Origin of the sequence: Microvirga aerophila (genome assembly GCF_003332305.1) — a bacterium.
In the GTDB taxonomy this organism is placed as follows: Bacteria; Pseudomonadota; Alphaproteobacteria; order Rhizobiales; family Beijerinckiaceae; genus Microvirga; species Microvirga aerophila.
The window spans coordinates 19,032-36,520 of the sequence record NZ_QOIO01000008.1; the positions used below are offsets into that span (position 1 = coordinate 19,032).

Here is a 17,489-nt window from a genome sequence, read left to right on the forward strand (position 1 = left end):
ACCTCATAAAAACCCTATGAAGAACCGTCCGAGCATTCTCCGACGTCGATTGGCCGTTCGCTTGGCGCGAGCGCGATGACGGCTGTTCAGGTCTGATCGTCCAGCCGCGCCGGGTGCGCGGCTTTTTTGTTTTCCGAAGTAACATATTGGCGTTATGCGGCCTTGCCTTATATCGGCGGCCGAAAGGCGGAGCAGATCCACAATGACCACGGTGACCAAGAGCAAGAACGCGGCAAACCCGGAGCAGAAGACGCGCACGGTCTTCATAGACGGTGAGGCGGGAACGACGGGTCTTGGTATCCGCGAGCGGCTGAAGGACGTCCCGGGCATCGCCATCAGAAGCATTGCGCCGGAACTTCGCAAGGACCCGGCGGCGAAGCGCGACATCCTGGCGGAGGTCGACCTCGTGGTGCTGTGCCTCCACGACGATGCGGCTCGCGAAACGGTCGGCCTCGTGGAGTCACTGGAAGGCAAGAAGCCGCGCATTCTGGACGCCAGCACCGCTCACCGGGTCAGCCCCGGCTGGGTTTACGGCTTCGCCGAGCTTGACCTCGCGCAGCGCGAGGCGATCGCCAATGCGGAACGGGTGGCCAATCCCGGCTGCTATCCGACGGGGGCCATCGCGCTGATCCGCCCGCTCGTCGATGCGGGCCTCGTTCCGGCCGATTACCCGATCAGCGTGAATGCGGTGAGCGGCTATAGCGGCGGTGGGCGCTCGATGATCGAGGCTTACGAGGCGGGCACGGCTCCGGCCTTCGAGCTTTACGGCCTTGGCTTCGAGCACAAGCACGTTCCCGAGCTCCAGCGCTATACGGGTCTTACTCGCCGGCCGATCTTCATTCCGTCTGTGGGCAATTTCCGCCAGGGCATGTTGGTCAGCGTCCCGCTCCATCTCGATCTGCTGCCTGGAAAACCCAGCGCAGGGGACCTCAAGAAGGCCCTGATGGAACGATATCCGGGCGATGGGCTCGTCAGCGTCGTTCCAACCGCGGGTGACGGCAAGGCGATCGAGCGCCTCGAGCCCGAAGCCCTCAACGACACGGATCGCATGGAGCTCCGGGTGTTCCGGAACGAAGCGTATGGTCATGCCGTACTGGTGGCCCGGCTCGACAATCTCGGCAAGGGCGCGTCCGGCGCGGCCGTCCAGAACATCCAGCTGATGCTTGGGCTCATTTAAATGAAGAGGGCGATTCCACTGGGAATCGCCCTCTTCATCAGTGAGTTCGACCAGGCGGTGGTCAGACCTGTTGAGCAGGCTCCCGCTTACCGCGGCTGGTATCGGGAGGGTTCTCCTCGAAAGCCACCACCCTCTGCCGCTGCTCGCCCAGACCCTCGATCCCAAGCGTCACCACATCGCCTGCCTTGAGGAATCGTTGCGGCTTCATGCCCATGCCCACACCGGGCGGCGTGCCCGTCGTGATCACGTCTCCGGGTTCCAAAATCATGAAATGGGACACATAAGAGACGATCTGGGCCACGTTGAAGATCATCGTCTTGGTCGAGCCTGTCTGCATGCGCTCGCCATTCACGTCGAGCCACATGGAGAGGTTCTGCACGTCCTTGATTTCATCGGCCGTGACGAGCCACGGGCCGAGCGGGCCGAAAGTCGGGCAACCTTTGCCTTTGGTCCAGGTGCCCCCACGCTCGATCTGATATTCGCGCTCGGAGACGTCGTTGCAGATGCAGTAGCCCGCCACGAAATCCAGCGATTCGTTCGCTCCCACATAAGACGCCCGCTTACCGATCACGATGGCGAGTTCGACCTCCCAGTCGGTCTTCTGCGAGCCGCGCGGGATGATGACGTCGTCATTGGGGCCGACGATGCAGGATGGGGCCTTGTTGAAGATGATCGGCTCTGCCGGAATGGGAGCGCCGGTTTCGGCCGCGTGGTCTGCGTAATTCAGGCCGATCGCGATGAAGTTGCGGACATTTCCCACGCATGGACCGAGGCGTTGGCCGTCAGCGGCCGCCGGGAGGCTGGACAAATCCGCTTGCGTCAAGCGCGCGAGCGCACCCGATGCAAGGGTCTCCGCGGTGATATCCGGGACGACGCCCGATAGGTCGCGGATTTGCCCACCGGTATCCAAGAGTCCGGGCTTTTCCCTGCCAGCTTCCCCAAACCTCACCAGTTTCATCAGGCGCTCCTCTCATGTGGTTGTTGATCTTATGATGCATATCCATGCGTCAGGGCAACGGACTATCTGATCTCGACGATGTTGCTGTTTTGCAACGAGCGGCGACAAACCGTGGAATTCGAGCAGCCGGGCGAGCCCGCGGATCGTTTCAATATTACAAACAAATACGCTTGGTTTACATGTGAACCAAGGGAAGCATTCCCCAATACATTCGAATCTGAAAGTATAACAAAGTAAATGCCGCGCTGTTGCTTGCGTTATGGAGCGCTCGGTAGCTTTTCGTTAACCGATTGCGGCAGAATTGAAGCAATGGCTACATTGGCGGCAACGCCGGGGTGCCCCGGTAGAGAATCAGATAGTCCCTTAAGGGCAGGAAACCTTTATGAGCCGTTTTAATCGTTCTTTGGCCCTTGCCGCAGTATCGTTCGCTGCGCTCATCACCGCGCAGGGCTCCGCCCAAGCGGGCGCCTTCAGCATTCGCGAGCAGAGCGCAACCGCGCAGGGCTACTCCTTCGCCGGCGCCGCTTCGGGCTCGGGCGGGCTTTCATCCATCTTCTGGAACCCCGCGACCATCACCATGGCTCCGGGCTGGCAGAGCGAATCGCACCTCTCGCTCATTATTCCGCGCATCGAGATCGACGCGGTCGCCCCCACGCAGACCCGGGTGTTCGGCAATTCCGGCGAAATCGGCCAGGACGCCGTGGTGCCGGCAAGCGCCGCATCCTATCAGATCAATGAGACCCTCTGGGTCGGTCTTTCGAGCTCTGCGCCGTTCGGCCTGGTGACCGACCCGCGCGAGAACTGGTCCGGCCAAGCCTATTCGCGCTCATCGCGGATCTTCTCGCTCAACGTCAACCCGATCGTCGGCGTAAAGGTCAATGACTGGTTCTCGTTCGCGGTCGGCCCATCGCTCCAGTACTTTGATATCCGCCTGAAGCGCGCCGCCGGCATTGTGCCGAACGCGCCGAGCGTGATCCTCGAAGGCGACGATATCGGCTTCGGCTTCACGGCGGGTGCTACCCTAACGCCTTTCGTCGGAACGACCATCGGTATCGGCTATCGCTCGTCGATCAATCACGAGGTCGAGGGAACGCTGTCCGCCCCCGCAGGCGTCCTTGCGGCGACCGGAGTTCAACTTCCCATCCGCGCATCGTTGAACACCCCAGATCAGATCACGGTCGGCCTCTCGCAGGTCATCACGCCCGCCGTGACCGTGCACGCCGGCTTCGAGTGGACCAACTGGAGCCGTCTCAAGACCCCGGCGATACTCGGACCGTCCGGTGGCGTCGTCAGCGCCCTGCCGCTCAACTACGAGGACGGCTACTTCTATTCGCTCGGCCTCGACTACAAGGTGACGAACCAGTGGACCCTTCGCGCCGGTCTCGCCTACGAGCAGTCGCCCATCGACACGGAAATCCGTTCGACCCGCCTGCCTGACAACGATCGCATCTGGCTGTCGGTCGGCGCCGGATATCAGTGGAGCGACAAGCTCTCCTTCGATGTCGCCTATACGCACATCTTCAGCAAGGACACGCCGATCCGCATCCTTCCTGGCCACCAGGACTATGCTGGTCTGCCCTTCGTGGCCGACGTGGATGCCAGCACCGACATCGTCTCGGTCGCGGTCCGCTATCGTTGGGATGACCCGAAGGTCGCGATCCCGGCTGCTCCGATCGTTCGCAAGTACTGAGCGGATACGCTCCCAAGAAAAAGGCCGGCTTCACGCCGGCCTTTTTCGTAACTAAAGCTTTCGCGTCCTACGACTTGGCAAGAACGTACGTGCCGGGCGCATCGCATAGCGGCTTGAGCTTGCCGTCGCCAGGTTGCCGGGCCCGCACCTTCTTGGGCGCCTGTTGCTCGATCCACGAGAACCAGTAGGGCCACCAGGAGCCGGGAGTCTCGGTGGCTTTCGCCGTCCACTCCTCGAGTTCGCCTTCGACAGGCCCGCCGGTCCAGAACTGATACTTGGTCTTGTTGGTCGGGTTGACGACGCCTGCGATATGGCCCGATCCGGCCAGCACGAAATCGACCGGGCCACCGAACGACTTGGATCCTGTGAAGACCGAGCGGGCAGGGGCGATGTGGTCCTCTTTAGTGGCCAGGTTGAAGATCGGAACCTTGACCTTCTTCAGGTCCAGCTTGACCCCTGCGATTTCCATCTCGCCCTTGGCGAGCTTGTTGTCGAGGTAACAGTTGCGCAGATAAAACGCGTGATTGGCTGCCGGCATGCGGGTCGAATCCGAGTTCCAGTAGAGCAGGTCGAACGCAAAGGGCGACTGACCCTTCATGTAGACATTGACCACGTAAGGCCAGATCAGGTCGTTCGGCCGCAACATGTTGAAGGCGTTCGCCATGTGCGAGCCATCCAAGTAGCCGCGGCTCTTCATGGTCTTTTCGATATTCTGGATCTGCTCTTCGTCGGCGAAGACCTTGAGATCGCCCGCATGGGTGAAGTCCACTTGGGCCGTGAAGAAGGTTGCGCTGTCGATGCGCTTGTCACGCGTGGCTGCCATGTAGGCGAGGGTGGTGGCGAGGAGCGTTCCGCCGACGCAATAGCCGATCGCCGTGACCTTCTTCTCGCCGGTGGCCTGTTCGATCGCATCGAGCGCCGCGAAGATGCCTTCTCGCATGTAGTGCTCGAAGCCCTTCTCTGCATGCTGGGCGTCCGGATTGACCCAGGAGATGCAGAATACGGTCAGGCCCTGCGAGACCGCCCAGCGGATAAAGCTCTTCTCCGGGTTCAGATCGAGAATGTAGAACTTGTTGATCCAGGGCGGCACGATCAGGAGCGGCCGTTTCAGGACCTGATCCGTCGTGGGAGCATATTGAATCAACTCGATCAGTTCATTGCGGAAAATGACCGCGCCCGGGGTGGTGGCGATATTCACCCCAACCTTGAAGCCTGAAGGATCCGACTGCCGGATTTTGAGTTCTCCGGCCCCGGCCTCGATGTCCTCCATGAGCATCGTCATGCCGCGGACGAGATTTGAACCATTCTGCTTGAAGGTTTCCCGGATCAGCTCGGGGTTGGTCAGCAGGAAGTTGGACGGGGAGAGGGCGCTCGAAATCTGCCGCAGGTAGAACTGGGCCTTGTGCCGGGTGCGTTCGTCCACGCCGTCCGCATCCTCGACGATGTCCTCGGCCCAGCGGGTTGTGATCAGGTACGCCTGCTTGAGGAAGTCGAAGACCGGATTCTCCGACCATTCCGGATCCTTGAAGCGATTGTCCTTCGGCTCCGGCTCTGCCACTGGATCGACCGGCTCCCCTTGGGCGCGCCTGAGGGTCGAGGCCCAAAGATCGAAGAATTGAGCGCCGAGACGCCCCTGGGCTTCCATGGCCCTCTGCGGGTCGGACATCCAGGCTTCCGCCACATGGCCGAACGTCTTGAAGGCTTCCTCGGTATCGGACGAGAAGCCAGGCGCGGCCTTCCCGTCCTCCATGGGCTTGAGGTAGGTCGAAGTGGCTTTGATGGCGCCTTCCACGAACCGGGCCATGTTTCGGGAAAGCTCATCGAAATCAGGCGCGGTCGGCTGCGCCTTCTGATCCTCTAACACTTTGCTCATAAAGGCGGTCTCCCTAGGGCCCCCTGCCATTGCTCGCGAGCCGCATTTCGGACATTTTAGCGGTCGAACTGTTTGATAAGCCAGAGTGTGACACCATTGTTGAAGTCTAAAATGCGTTCTACGGCTAACACTATACTCATGAGCCGCATCAAAATCGTAGGTTTCACGGCGTTGCTCATGGCAAACGTCGCGGGCTGTGCCGAGGGTTCCAATCCAACGCGAGATCTTTTTGCGTCCGTAGGTGCGGGCCCGAAAACGGCCCCTGCGCCGGACTTCGTGGCAAGCTCCCGGCCAGCGTCACTTGATTACATGCCCATCGGCACACCGCAGGCCGGACGTTCTACGGCGGCGAGGACCGCGGACGAGATCAAAGCCGCCGAGGCGGAGCTCGATGCCATCCGCGCCAGGAACGAGGCCGCCGGCAAGTCGGCCTCCGAGTTGGGCGGAACGCCTGCGCCGCAGCCGATTCCTCTTCCAACAAAGCGCAAGAATCCTTAGAACCCAAGTGATTCGCAAATATCTGCCGAGGACCAGCCATGACGGATTTTTACCGCATCCAGCGCCTTCCCCCCTATGTCTTCGAGCAGGTCAACCGCATCAAGGCCGCCGCCCGCGCCAACGGAGCGGACATTATCGATCTGGGAATGGGCAATCCCGACATGCAGGCGCCGCAGCATGTCATCGACAAGCTCGTCGAGACGGTAGGAAAGCCCCGCACGGATCGTTACTCGGCTTCCAAGGGCATCACAGGCCTGCGCAAGGCCCAAGCCGCGTATTACGGGCGCCGGTTCGGCGTAAAGCTCAATCCGGACACCCAGATCGTGGCGACCTTGGGCTCTAAGGAGGGCTTCGCCAACATGGCGCAGGCTATTACCGCGCCCGGTGACGTGGTTCTCGTGCCCAATCCCAGCTACCCCATCCACGCCTTCGGATTCCTGATGGCGGGCGGCGTGATCCGCTCAGTTCCGGCTGAGCCGACGCCGGACTTCTTCCCAGCCGCCGAGCGCGCCGTCGCGCATTCGATCCCGAAGCCGGTCGCGCTGGTAGTCTGCTATCCGTCGAACCCGACCGCCTATGTGGCGTCGCTCGATTTCTACCGAGATCTCGTGGCTTTCGCGAAGAAGCACGAACTGATCCTGCTCTCGGACCTCGCCTATTCGGAGGTCTATTTCGACGAGAGCAACCCGCCTCCGTCCATTCTGCAGGTTCCGGGCGCCATGGATGTGGCGGTCGAGTTCACCTCCATGTCCAAGACCTTCTCGATGGCCGGGTGGCGCATCGGCTTCGCGGTGGGCAACGAGCGTCTTCTGGCTGCTCTCGCCAGGGTGAAGTCCTATCTCGATTACGGCGCGTTCACGCCGGTCCAGGTCGCGGCGACCGCCGCGCTGAACGGTCCGGAGGAATGCATCCGCGAGATGCGGGCCGTTTACAAGCGCCGCCGCGACGTGCTGATCGATTCCTTCGGAAAGGCCGGCTGGCAGATCCCAGTGCCGACCGCCTCCATGTTCGCCTGGGTGCAGATCCCCGAGAAGTTCCGCCACATGGGCAGCCTCGAGTTTTCCAAGCTTCTCGTGGAAAAGGCCGATGTGGCGGTCGCGCCCGGCATCGGCTTCGGCGAACACGGCGACGACTATGTGCGCATCGCCTTGGTGGAGAACGAGCAGCGCATCCGCCAAGCCGCCCGCAACGTGCGCAAGTTCTTCGATACGGCGGACCAGACCCTGCACAACGTGGTGCCCATGGTGCGGGCCGCCGGAACCTGAGGTCCGACGGCGTCCAACTCGCATGGACATGCCTGGCATCCGGTCGTAAAGAGCAACGCGACTTTCTCAGGAGCTGTTGTTCGTGGCACGTCCTCTTCGGGTCGGTATCGCCGGCCTTGGTACCGTTGGCGCAGCGGTCATCCAAATCCTTGCCCGTCAGAACGCGGTCATCGCCCAGCGGGGTGGCAGGCCCGTGCAGGTCGTGGCGGTGTCCGCCCGTGACCGGACCAAGGATCGCGGCTTCGATCTTTCACCCTTCACATGGTTCGATGATCCCATCGCGTTAGCCCGCTCGCCCGAGGTGGACTGCGTCGTGGAGCTTGTCGGCGGCTCGGAGGGAAGCGCCCGCGAGGTGGTCGAGACGGCTTTGTCCCACGGAAAGCATGTGGTGACGGCCAATAAGGCTCTCTTGGCGAAGCATGGCTCTGCCCTCGCGCGGACCGCCGAGGAAAAGGGTGTGACTCTGGCTTTCGAGGCGTCGGTCGCCGGTGGCATCCCGGTCGTCAAGACCCTGCGCGAGGCCCTGCCCGGCAACTCCGTTTCGCGCCTCTACGGAATCCTGAACGGGACCTGCAATTACATTCTCTCACGCATGGAGCTGGAAGGCCTGACCTTCGCCGAATGCCTCAAGGACGCGCAGCGTCTCGGCTATGCGGAGGCTGATCCGACCTTCGATGTGGAAGGGTTCGACACGGCCCACAAGCTCGCGATTCTGACGAGCCTCGCCTTCGGCTCCCAGATCGACTCCGAAGCGATCTATGTGGAGGGTATCTCGTCGATCGCCCCGCTCGATCTCGCCATGGCGCAGGAACTTGGTTTCCGCATCAAGCTCCTGGGCGTCGCCGAACGCACAAATACTGGCATCGAGCAGCGGGTCCACCCGACCATGGTGCCACGCACGTCCTCCATCGCCCAGGTGATGGGGGTAACCAACGCCGTCACGATCGACGCCGACGCCGTGAAGGAGCTGACCCTGATCGGCCCGGGCGCGGGCGGGGCCGCCACCGCCTCGGCCGTGGTCGCCGATATCGCGGACGTCGCCTCAGGGGCCGCTGGTGCTCCGTTCGGGCGCCCGGTCCATTCCCTGGAAAGCGCCCCGAGGGCACCCATGCAGCGCCACGAAGGGGGCTATTACATCCGCCTGACGGTCCACGACCGCCCCGGCGTCGCGGCCGGCGTCGCGACCCGCATGGCGGAGGCCGACATCTCCCTTGAAAGCATCCTTCAGAAGCGCTCAGAAACTGCTGCCACGAAGGACCCGCACGGGCGGTCCGGGACGCCTGTGCCTCTGGTGCTGATCACCTATGCGGCGGCCGAGTCGGCAATCCGGTCAGCCCTAGAAGAGATTTCGGGGGATGGTCTTATTGCCGAGCCGCCCCAAGTGATCCGCATCGAGCGCGAATAGTCTATCCAAGGCGGGCCCCTAGTTCCGCCCAACACCTTCAAAGGGAGACGAAACCTCCATGTCGCAAGGCATCACCGTCCAACCGGGCCAACTTATCGAACGCATCCTGACCCTGGAGCTCGTCCGCGTGACCGAGCGCGCGGCCGTCGCCTCGGCCCGCCTTCGTGGCCGCGGCAACGAAAAGGCCGCGGACCAGGCCGCCGTGGACGCCATGCGCCGGGAGCTCAACAAGCTGCCCATCGACGGCACGGTGGTGATCGGCGAGGGCGAGCGCGACGAGGCGCCGATGCTGTTCATCGGCGAGCGGGTCGGCAACAGGAACGGCCCGAAGGTCGACATCGCGGTCGACCCATTGGAAGGAACGACCCTTTGCGCCAAGGACATGCCGGGCTCCATTGCCGTGATGGCCATGGCGGAGGCAGGGACGCTCCTGGCAGCTCCCGACGTTTACATGCACAAGATCGCCGTAGGCCCGGGCTATTCCAAAGGCGTCGTCGATCTCGACGCGTCGCCTGAAGAAAACATCAACAGCCTTGCCAAGGCCAAGGGCGTGAAGCCGAACGAGCTGACCGCGCTCGTGCTCGACCGGCCGCGCCACGCGGACCTGATTGCTGCCATCCGCAAGACCGGAGCAGGCATCCGGCTGATTTCGGACGGCGACGTGGCGGGTGTGATCTTCACCACCAAGCCCGACGAGACCGGCATCGACATTTATCTCGGCATCGGCGCGGCGCCCGAAGGCGTGCTGGCGGCGGGCGCACTGCGCTGCATCGGCGGCCAGATGCAGGCCCGCCTGATCCTCGATACCGAGGAGAAGCGCTCTCGCGCCCTCCAGATGGGTGTGACCGATCCGAACCGGAAATACGACATGACCGATCTCGCCCGCGGCGACGTCATCGTGGCGGCGACCGGTGTGACGGATGGGGCGCTTATCAAGGGCGTGAACTTCGGCAAGGGCGTCATCACCACCGAGACGGTCGTCTATCGTTCCGCGACAGGCACCGTGCGCCGCATCTACGGCGAGCACCGCGAACTCTCCAAGTTCCACCTGGACTAGAGCCCGGAAAGGGGCTCCCCGCCGGGAGCCCTTTTCCTTCCCAAGGCCAAGACGGCCTATCAGGATCCACGAGGGGCCGATCGAATGGCCGGTGCAAGCCAGAGCAATATCGTCATTCGGCCCTTCCAAGCCGAGGATCGGGCAGCCTGGGAGCCGCTGTGGCAGGGCTACCTGACGTTCTATAAGGCGTCGCTCTCGGCCGAGGTTACGGACACGACGTGGCGGCGGCTGCTCGATCCGGCGGAGCCGATGCAGGGTCTTGTGGCCCTGCTCGGCGGCGAGATCGTCGGCATTGTCCACACCGTCTACCATCGCTCGACCTGGACGATCGGCGATTACTGCTACCTGCAGGATCTCTTCATCTCAGAGGCGGCCCGGGGCCGGGGAATCGGCAGGTCGCTGATCGAGGCGGTTTACGAGAGGGCGAGGGCGAACGGGGCAAGCCGGGTCTATTGGCTGACCCACGAATCCAACACATCCGCACAGGGGCTCTACGATAAGGTTGCTGCCCGCAGCGGCTTCATCCAATACCGGCAGATGTTTTGACCACATTTCGGGTTAGTCTCCGCCGGTGACCGAATCAGCTCCACTGCATCTGCCCCGTCCGTTTTTGGGCGTGACCCGCTCCGCCCTTGGCCGCACCTGGGTCGAACGCTGCACTGCCGCGCAGGGCAGCATCGCGCTTGCGATTGCGCAAACCCATGGCTTGGCTGACGTACTGGCCCGCGTTCTCGCCGGGCGAGGGGTGGGAATTCACGAGACGGAAGGGTTCCTCAACCCGCGCCTGCGGGACCTGATGCCCGACCCGCATGTGCTGACGGACATGGAAGCCGCCGCCGCGCGCCTAGCCGACTCAGTGATCCGCACCGAAAAGGTCGCGATCTTCGGGGATTACGATGTGGACGGCGCCTGCAGCGCCGCCCTCTTGGCCGAGTATCTGCGCGCCTGCGGGGTGCCTTATCTCATCCATATCCCTGATCGGATCACGGAAGGATACGGCCCGAATGTCGATGCCATTCGCGGATTGAGGGAGCAGGGCGCCGACATCCTCGTCACGGTCGATTGTGGAACGTCCAGCCTCGTGCCCTTGGCGGAAGCGACGAAAATCGGCCTCGACGCTTTGGTGCTGGACCACCACCAGGCCCCTTCGGAGCTTCCCGAGGTGGTGGCGCTCGTCAATCCTAACCGTCAGGACGACCTATCGGGTCTGGGCCACCTCTGTGCCGCTGGGGTGGTGTTCCTGTTTCTCGTGGCGCTGAACCGCACCCTGCGCGCACGGGGCTTCTTCAATGGCCGCCGCGAGCCCGAGCTCATGGCGAGCCTCGACCTCGTGGCGCTTGCCACCGTAGCGGACGTCGTGCCGCTGATCGGCCTTAATCGCGCTTTCGTCCGCCAGGGCCTTGCGGTCATGCGCAGTCGCCGGCGGGTCGGCCTTGCGGCCCTTCTCGACGCCGCGGGTCTCGCAGGCGCTCCCGAATGCTGGCATCTCGGGTATCTGGTGGGACCCCGCATCAATGCGGGTGGCCGAATCGGCGATGCCGCCCTGGGGTCCAGGCTGCTTCTCACGGAGGATGCTTATCAGGCCGGGCAACTGGCGGCCGAACTCGACCGGCTGAACCGGGAGCGCCAAGCCATCGAGGTGACGGCTGTCGCCGAGGCGGAGGCCCAGGCCTTCATGGCCCTCGAACGGGTTCCGGATCAGCCCGTGGTCGTGACCGCTTCGGCCGAGTGGCACCCTGGCGTGGTCGGGCTGATCGCCGCCCGAACCAAGGAGCGCTTCCGCCGGCCAGCATTCGCCTTCACGCTCAACCAGGACGGCACGGCGACGGGCTCGGGCCGATCCGTGCCAGGGGTCGATCTGGGGTCGGTGGTTCGAGGGGCCGTGGACGCTGGCCTCGCCGTCAAGGGAGGCGGGCATACCATGGCGGCCGGCGTGACCATTCAGGCCGCCAACCTCGAGCGTTTCGTGGCCTACGCGACGGAGCGTCTCTCCGATCCGGTCAGCGTGGCCCAGTTGAACGACCACTTCGCGGTTGATGCGACCTTGACGGCCGGTGGAGCGCAGCCAGGCATCGTCGCTGCACTGGATCGGGCAGGGCCGTTCGGCTCCGGCCAGCCGGAGCCGGTTTTCGTTTTCCCGCAGCATCGACTCGTCGAGGCGCGGGAGGTCGGAAGCGGCGGCCATGTGCGGGTGAAACTCCGAGGCGGCGACGGGTCCATCATTGGCGGAATCGCTTTCCGCGCCGCCGGCCAGCCGCTCGGTAACGCCCTTTCGAACGCCATGGGCAGCAGTCTCCATGTGGCCGGAACTCTCTCGGTCGACCGTTGGGGCGGGGGCGAAAAGGTCGAGGTTAGGATTATGGACGCGGCGAAGCCAGAATAAGTCATTCTGACGCTTGCGGCGGCGAAAGAACCCATCTATATGTCCGCGCACTTCGGCGGCACTGCCCCGATTAAGCGGCCTTCGTCTATCGGTTAGGACACCAGCCTTTCACGCTGGGAAGAGGGGTTCGATTCCCCTAGGCCGCGCCATCCCGACTTCCCCGAAAAATGATGCTTCTCCTCAGGAGTGTCCGAACTAAAATGGGCCTGATGCATTCGAGGGTGATCACTCGCGAAGCTCCCATCCGACGCTGGAACCCCATGCCCCGTTACTTCTTCAACATCCGCGACGGCTACGACCTCGACGAGGACGAGGAGGGCATCGAACTCCCGGACATCGAGGCCGCCCGCGCTGAGGCTCTGGCGACCGTCGAGGAACTGCGAGACCAGTTGACCGATGCCGGGAACATCGAGCTGGAAATCACCGACGAGGAAGGGCGGCGGCTGCTCACCGTTCCGTTCTTTCGCGGGTCGCATCGCGGCAGACGCTGAGAGCCTGCCCGCCTTCACGGAATATGGAAGTGAAACAGGCGGGCGACCGTTATGCGAGGAAGGCCGAGCGCCTCTAGCCGAATGACACCTATCGCTACGATAGCGCCCAGGGACGGCCCGACGAAGTAGATCCACTGGTGGTCGAACAGGCCGGCGATCAGAGCCGGCCCGAAGGATCGGGCGGGATTCGCGCCCGTGCCGGAGATCGGCGCTTCGAGCCACACCAGGATGCTGAAGAGAATCGGCATCGTGAAGGGCGTAAAATTCCGGGTTCTCGGGTGAGCGGCCGTCGTGAAGATCGTCATGATGAGCAGGAACGTGACGCCTGCTTCGCCCAGCAGAGCCGTCCATACGGAAACTCCGTGTCCCGGCACGGTTGCGCCGAACGAGACGCTTTTTCCCAATTGCCCCCATGCCAGGAGCAGCAGGGCTCCGGCGACGGCCCCGGCGAACTGCGCAAGCGCATACAGGACCGCATCGCGCCATGCGAGCTTGTCCTCGAGCCAGAACGCCAGGGTCACCACTGGATTGAGATGCGCTCCACTGACCTTTCCAAGTGGCGAGATGGCGATCAGGGTTCCGACCGATCCGAACAGCGCTCCTGTCAGGAACCGGCGAAGCCCGTCGCCTGGAACGAGCCGCTCGGCAGGGCTGTCTTGCCCGAACATGAGAATGACGATGGACACGCCAACCCCGACCAGGAGGGCTGTGCCGAGAAATTCGGCTGCGTAAAGAGACGGGTGCAGGCGGTCGGGTGGAAACGGAGCGCCATGGAGGGGCCTGTCCGGAGGAGAGCTCTGACGCCCCGGCTCATCCTCCATGGTCCGCCATCGTCTGCGTTGCCGACGTCCCCTGGCGCAGGTCGCGCGCCTCCGCCTGCTGATGGTCCGATTGCGTGGTGCCGAACTGGCTTGGCCGAACGACCGGCACGGTCAAGCACACGCTTTGCGTCGGCAGGACCCGGCGCCACCTTTGGATCAATTGCTGGTACGCCGTGCCGACTGGGCGGATGTTCCGGTCGAGATCGTAGAGGCCAAGCGGATTGACCCGGCCGTTCTCCTCGCGAAGTGCAGTGTCCCAATCCACTTGGTCGGTGAGCGAGTACCAGGTGAACCCGACAATGGGCACCCCGCTGTTGCGGACCCGCAGCACATTGGCCCATTCCTTCCGCAGCCAGATCTCGGCTTCATCGCCGTTCGGGCCCTGGGCAAGGTTCGTTTCCGTATGCATGACGGGGAGGCGGTAGCGGTCGTAATACTGGCGGGTGATCTCGGCATAGCCGAAGATTTCTCCGGCGGCCCAGGTCCGGCCATCGGGCGCGACCCTGTGCTCATTGGTGACATAATAGTCGTTCCCCATGATGCAGTGCTGGCGAAGATGGTTCTGGAGGAAGAAGTGGTATTCCTCCCTGGTCATCCCGTTATCCACGAGAAATTCGTACATTTCGGAATCGACGCGGCGACCATAATTCAGGTCGAGGGAGAGAAAGCGGCGCGCGTTCGACACTTCGGCGTTCTTGATCGCGTCAGGTTCGTCCGCATGGAAATATTCGGAGGACTCGCTCTGGATGAAGATCGCATCCGGACGAACGTCGAGGATCGCCGCCATCGCCAGGACGTTCGCTTTGACGATGTGCTTGAGCGCCGTCACGAACGCCTTGTCGTTTGAGAGCTGCTCGTTCCACCAGCCGTAAGCCGCCGAGAAGGTGGCGCAGATGAACATCTCATTGACCGGCGTGTAGAGTTGCACCCAGGGAAAGCGCCGCGCAAACGCGCTCGCATATTGGGCGAACAGCGCCGGAAAATCCGGATTCTGGAAGTTGCTGATCCAATCCGGCACGCCGAAATGGCAGAGATCCACGATGGGCACCACATCGAGCGATTTGAGCACCCCAAAGGTCTCGTCGGGAAAGCTCCAGTCATATCGGTTCTGGCCCAGCCATACGCGATGGATCGGCGGGCCATAGCGCAGGTAGCGGATGTCAAGTTCCTGCAGGAGTTCGAAGTCCCTACGCCAGTGCTTGTAGTGGCCGCACTTGTCCATCTCGTCGACGCGGACGGTGCCGTTCTTGATTGTCGGATAGCTGTTCTCGATTCCGGTCGCGAACATGAACCAGGGCGCAGTCATTGCGAGCCTCCGAGAGGGGGCTCCAAGACGCGCCCTCAACGCAAGTGTTTCGTGCAAGTGACGTCAAACCAGTAGCCTCAACCATATGAGGCTCGGGTGATTTGGGAAAGTGCCAAGGTTGGGCGGCCTGGAAGGCTTATTCTCGAATCCCTTCAGCTCGTTTGCGGATCGTCGAAGGCCTTGAACGCTTCCCTTCGGAGCACGTCCGGCTCTTCAAGATAGCGGGCCGAGTGGTGGAAGAGGGCCAGGTCCTTCACGTTCGCCAAGCGGGCGAGATGTCCAGCCTGCCAGGCGGTCAGGTGAAGGGAGGCTTCGGCGAGTGTCCGGTCGCGTTCGAGAAAGACCGCCTCGATGAACAGCTGGTCGGCCTCCCGGGCCAGGAACAGGATTTTCTCCTTGTTGCTCTCGCTGAAACCGGCATCCGTCACGTACACGACCGATTGTCCCGGCCCGACGAAGAAGAGCTGGTGCCGGAGCTCCTTGAGGGAGACGGTCCCGACCCCCGGAACCACGAGATCCCCGTCAAATGCTCCTGTCCTGATCAGGCTCTTGGCTTCACTCAGCCATGGGCCCTTCGGCAGACCGAGGCTTTCCAGGACGCCACGCCTGACATTGACCCGAACGGTTTCCCTGAAACCAAAGGCCAGGGAAGGGATGCCGTGGTCGAGGGCTACGGCTTCAATGCGAAAATCGTCATCCGCGAGCACCACCTGCTTGGGAAGCTCCGAGACGCCAAGCTCCTCCCGCCTGAAGACCCGTCTGGCCGAGAAGCTTGCTCGCCGGGAGATCTGAACCCCGTCGAACTCGCCCACATGGAGCTGAAAATCGACAGACGTTTCGTCGACGAGGTTCCAGGTGAAGCCTTGAAGCTTGTGCTCGACCCGGTCGATGAAATCGGGCGGGCCGATCAGATGCAGCGGTCCGGCACGATGGAGACAGACCCGAAGCAGCCGCTCGAAACCGGCGAAGTGGTCGATGTGGGTATGGGAGACGAAAACGTGGCTGACCCGCATCAGCTCCCGGTTGGAGAGGGGACTGAGATCGCCGAGATCGAACAAGATGGCGCGGCGGCCGTAATGAAAATCGATATACAGCCCCGGATCGTCGAACGGGCCGTTGATCGGCCTTGGCTGAACCAGCCAGCTCATCCGGCCCGCATGACTCGCCAGGCTTTCGCGAAATCATCGGCGTTCCGGCGGATCTCCTCGACCGACATGGCCGGCGTGAACAGGGCGGAGCCGAGGCCGAAACCGTCCGCGCCTGCGTCCACATACGATTTCATCGTATCGGGCTTGATGCCGCCGACCGGAATGACGATCGCGTCCTTCGGCAGCACCGCCCGCCAGGCCTTCACCACCGCCGGCGGGGTGGCCTCGGCGGGAAAGATCTTGATGGCGTCCGCACCGGCCTTCAACGCCGCGAAGGCTTCCGTGGGCGTGGCGACGCCTGGGGTGCAGACGAGGCCGAGATCTTTGGCCCGCCGGATAACGTCTGTGTCCGCGTGGGGCATCACGATGAGTTTCCCGCCCATGTCGTGCACGCCGTTGACCAAGTCAGGCTCAAGCACCGTGCCAGCGCCGACGAGAACATCCTTAGGCATCCTTTTTGCCAGGGTTTCGATGCTCCGGAACGGCTCGGGGGAATTGAGCGGCACCTCAATGATGCGAAATCCGGCCTCGACAAGAGCGTTTCCCACGGCTTCCGCATTCTCGGGCTTGAGACCCCGAAGGATCGCCACCAGTGGAAGGCCCGTCATAAAATCTCGCAGCAAGGGAGCATCCTCGGTTCGCGCATCGAAAAAAGGGGTCTCAGGTGCCAATGTATTCCTAACACCGTCAACCCACCTGGCGCCATTTACCTGGCAGCCGGTTTCAGGGTTTCAACCTTACCCAACGGACTGAAAAGCGTCCGGTTCGGCTGGAGCTGGCCAAGCTTCCGTGGAATTGCACCGCCGCTTGATGGTACGATAGAGACGCGCTCGACCTCTCGGGCATCCTTCCATCCGCGAGAGCTCCTCGTACCGAGAAAATGCATGAAGTCGCCCGCCAAATCGCCGAGTTCCAATGTCAGAAGCACCCTCGACCGAATTGACCTGTCGATCTTGGAGGCCCTGCGCGAGAGCGGACGCATCACCTATCAGGCTTTGTCCGAGCGCGTGGGCCTGTCAGCCCGCCCTTGCCTGGAGCGAGTCAAGCGCTTGGAGCAAAAGGGCGTCATCAGGGGATATACGGCCCTTATCGAGCCATCGGCTCTTGGCCACGACATCATTGCCCTCGCGGGCATCAGCATGCGCGATCCCTCCGCCGTGGCGCGGCAGCGCCTCGAGCGCGCCATGACGGCCCATCAAGCGGTCGTGGAACTGCAGGTCGTCAACGGAGAATACGACTACATCGCCCGTATCGTGGCCCCGACCCTTGCGGCCTACGAGGCGCTGACCGATGCGTTCCTGGCCGATCCAGGCTTCGGCATCGGGCGAATCCATACCACATTCGTGCTGAAGACCCTCAAGAGCTTCGACGGCTATCCGGCTTCTCACAGCCGAGATTGAGGGTTCGGTTTCCCGTA

General features: G+C 62.8%; 16 protein-coding genes and 1 tRNA gene. 11 read left to right on the forward strand and 6 right to left on the reverse strand.

Features of this window, described 5'->3' with window-relative positions; all coding sequences use genetic code 11:
• Positions 1–202 precede the first annotated feature (202 nt).
• Positions 203–1,177, forward strand: coding sequence for an N-acetyl-gamma-glutamyl-phosphate reductase (gene argC / locus DRB19_RS05845; protein ID WP_114185103.1), 975 nt, complete (start codon positions 203–205; stop codon positions 1,175–1,177).
• A 61-nt stretch (positions 1,178–1,238) separates the two neighbouring features.
• Here the strand turns inward: argC and DRB19_RS05850 are convergent, their stop codons facing one another.
• Positions 1,239–2,135 (reverse strand): fumarylacetoacetate hydrolase family protein, encoded by an 897-nt coding sequence (locus DRB19_RS05850; protein WP_114185104.1) that lies wholly within the window; start codon positions 2,133–2,135, stop codon positions 1,239–1,241.
• Between the two features lie 382 nt (positions 2,136–2,517).
• Between DRB19_RS05850 and DRB19_RS05855 the strand changes: the two genes are divergently transcribed.
• Complete coding sequence (locus DRB19_RS05855) at positions 2,518–3,825, forward strand: OmpP1/FadL family transporter (RefSeq protein ID WP_114185105.1); 1,308 nt, start codon at positions 2,518–2,520, stop codon at positions 3,823–3,825.
• Between the two features lie 67 nt (positions 3,826–3,892).
• Here DRB19_RS05855 and DRB19_RS05860 read toward each other — a convergent pair whose 3' ends face one another.
• Positions 3,893–5,698 (reverse strand): PHA/PHB synthase family protein, encoded by a 1,806-nt coding sequence (locus DRB19_RS05860; protein ID WP_114185106.1) that lies wholly within the window; start codon positions 5,696–5,698, stop codon positions 3,893–3,895.
• A gap of 138 nt (positions 5,699–5,836) precedes the next feature.
• Here DRB19_RS05860 and DRB19_RS05865 point away from each other — a divergent pair, with 138 nt between their 5' ends.
• The 8 genes from DRB19_RS05865 (at position 5,837) to DRB19_RS05900 (ending at position 12,797) form a co-directional block, all read left to right on the forward strand.
• Positions 5,837–6,196: a hypothetical protein gene (locus tag DRB19_RS05865; RefSeq protein ID WP_114185107.1), complete on the forward strand. Its 360-nt coding sequence runs from the start codon at positions 5,837–5,839 to the stop codon at positions 6,194–6,196.
• A gap of 38 nt (positions 6,197–6,234) precedes the next feature.
• Positions 6,235–7,461, forward strand: coding sequence for an LL-diaminopimelate aminotransferase (locus DRB19_RS05870; protein WP_114185108.1), 1,227 nt, complete (start codon positions 6,235–6,237; stop codon positions 7,459–7,461).
• A gap of 82 nt (positions 7,462–7,543) precedes the next feature.
• Positions 7,544–8,866, forward strand: a complete 1,323-nt coding sequence (locus tag DRB19_RS05875) for a homoserine dehydrogenase (RefSeq protein WP_114185210.1) — start codon at positions 7,544–7,546, stop codon at positions 8,864–8,866.
• Positions 8,867–8,924: 58 nt separating this feature from the next.
• Entirely contained in the window at positions 8,925–9,923 is a 999-nt protein-coding gene (gene glpX / locus DRB19_RS05880) for a class II fructose-bisphosphatase (RefSeq protein ID WP_114185109.1), read from the forward strand.
• A gap of 84 nt (positions 9,924–10,007) precedes the next feature.
• Positions 10,008–10,469 carry a GNAT family N-acetyltransferase gene (locus DRB19_RS05885; protein WP_114185110.1) on the forward strand — a complete coding sequence of 154 codons (462 nt, stop codon included), beginning with the start codon at positions 10,008–10,010 and terminating at the stop codon, positions 10,467–10,469.
• Positions 10,470–10,494: 25 nt separating this feature from the next.
• Entirely contained in the window at positions 10,495–12,306 is a 1,812-nt protein-coding gene (gene recJ / locus DRB19_RS05890; protein WP_114185111.1) for a single-stranded-DNA-specific exonuclease RecJ, read from the forward strand.
• Positions 12,307–12,380: 74 nt separating this feature from the next.
• A tRNA-Glu gene (locus DRB19_RS05895) sits at positions 12,381–12,455 on the forward strand.
• A gap of 60 nt (positions 12,456–12,515) precedes the next feature.
• Positions 12,516–12,797 (forward strand): DUF6894 family protein, encoded by a 282-nt coding sequence (locus DRB19_RS05900; RefSeq protein ID WP_245439294.1) that lies wholly within the window; start codon positions 12,516–12,518, stop codon positions 12,795–12,797.
• A gap of 14 nt (positions 12,798–12,811) precedes the next feature.
• Here DRB19_RS05900 and DRB19_RS05905 read toward each other — a convergent pair whose 3' ends face one another.
• From DRB19_RS05905 to DRB19_RS05920, 4 genes are all read right to left on the reverse strand, one after another.
• Entirely contained in the window at positions 12,812–13,618 is an 807-nt protein-coding gene (locus DRB19_RS05905) for an MIP/aquaporin family protein (RefSeq protein ID WP_114185112.1), read from the reverse strand.
• Complete coding sequence (locus tag DRB19_RS05910) at positions 13,608–14,924, reverse strand: family 1 glycosylhydrolase (RefSeq protein ID WP_114185113.1); 1,317 nt, start codon at positions 14,922–14,924, stop codon at positions 13,608–13,610. Before DRB19_RS05910 ends, DRB19_RS05905 begins: the two co-directional genes overlap by 11 nt.
• Before the next feature lie 152 nt (positions 14,925–15,076).
• Positions 15,077–16,072 carry a ribonuclease Z gene (locus DRB19_RS05915; protein WP_114185114.1) on the reverse strand — a complete coding sequence of 332 codons (996 nt, stop codon included), beginning with the start codon at positions 16,070–16,072 and terminating at the stop codon, positions 15,077–15,079.
• On the reverse strand, positions 16,069–16,680 hold the full coding sequence (locus DRB19_RS05920; protein WP_114185115.1) for a 2-dehydro-3-deoxy-6-phosphogalactonate aldolase: 612 nt from the start codon (positions 16,678–16,680) through the stop codon (positions 16,069–16,071). Before DRB19_RS05920 ends, DRB19_RS05915 begins: the two co-directional genes overlap by 4 nt.
• A gap of 276 nt (positions 16,681–16,956) precedes the next feature.
• Between DRB19_RS05920 and DRB19_RS05925 the strand changes: the two genes are divergently transcribed.
• A complete protein-coding gene (locus DRB19_RS05925) occupies positions 16,957–17,472 on the forward strand; it encodes an Lrp/AsnC family transcriptional regulator (RefSeq protein ID WP_114185116.1) in 516 nt (171 codons plus the stop codon).
• Positions 17,473–17,489 lie beyond the last annotated feature (17 nt).

What these genes read in the sequence shown, in the direction of transcription:
- argC (WP_114185103.1), top strand. Translation starts at nt 203, where the DNA reads ATGACCACGGTGACCAAGAGCAAGAACGCGGCAAACCCGGAGCAGAAG.
- DRB19_RS05915 (WP_114185114.1), bottom strand. Translation starts at nt 16,072, where the DNA reads ATGAGCTGGCTGGTTCAGCCAAGGCCGATCAACGGCCCGTTCGACGAT.
- DRB19_RS05885 (WP_114185110.1), top strand. Translation starts at nt 10,008, where the DNA reads ATGGCCGGTGCAAGCCAGAGCAATATCGTCATTCGGCCCTTCCAAGCC.
- DRB19_RS05900 (WP_245439294.1), top strand. Translation starts at nt 12,516, where the DNA reads ATGCATTCGAGGGTGATCACTCGCGAAGCTCCCATCCGACGCTGGAAC.
- DRB19_RS05850 (WP_114185104.1), bottom strand. Translation starts at nt 2,135, where the DNA reads ATGAAACTGGTGAGGTTTGGGGAAGCTGGCAGGGAAAAGCCCGGACTC.
- DRB19_RS05870 (WP_114185108.1), top strand. Translation starts at nt 6,235, where the DNA reads ATGACGGATTTTTACCGCATCCAGCGCCTTCCCCCCTATGTCTTCGAG.
- DRB19_RS05905 (WP_114185112.1), bottom strand. Translation starts at nt 13,618, where the DNA reads ATGGAGGATGAGCCGGGGCGTCAGAGCTCTCCTCCGGACAGGCCCCTC.
- DRB19_RS05855 (WP_114185105.1), top strand. Translation starts at nt 2,518, where the DNA reads ATGAGCCGTTTTAATCGTTCTTTGGCCCTTGCCGCAGTATCGTTCGCT.
- glpX (WP_114185109.1), top strand. Translation starts at nt 8,925, where the DNA reads ATGTCGCAAGGCATCACCGTCCAACCGGGCCAACTTATCGAACGCATC.
- DRB19_RS05860 (WP_114185106.1), bottom strand. Translation starts at nt 5,698, where the DNA reads ATGAGCAAAGTGTTAGAGGATCAGAAGGCGCAGCCGACCGCGCCTGAT.
- DRB19_RS05925 (WP_114185116.1), top strand. Translation starts at nt 16,957, where the DNA reads ATGAAGTCGCCCGCCAAATCGCCGAGTTCCAATGTCAGAAGCACCCTC.
- DRB19_RS05920 (WP_114185115.1), bottom strand. Translation starts at nt 16,680, where the DNA reads ATGACGGGCCTTCCACTGGTGGCGATCCTTCGGGGTCTCAAGCCCGAG.
- DRB19_RS05865 (WP_114185107.1), top strand. Translation starts at nt 5,837, where the DNA reads ATGAGCCGCATCAAAATCGTAGGTTTCACGGCGTTGCTCATGGCAAAC.
- DRB19_RS05910 (WP_114185113.1), bottom strand. Translation starts at nt 14,924, where the DNA reads ATGACTGCGCCCTGGTTCATGTTCGCGACCGGAATCGAGAACAGCTAT.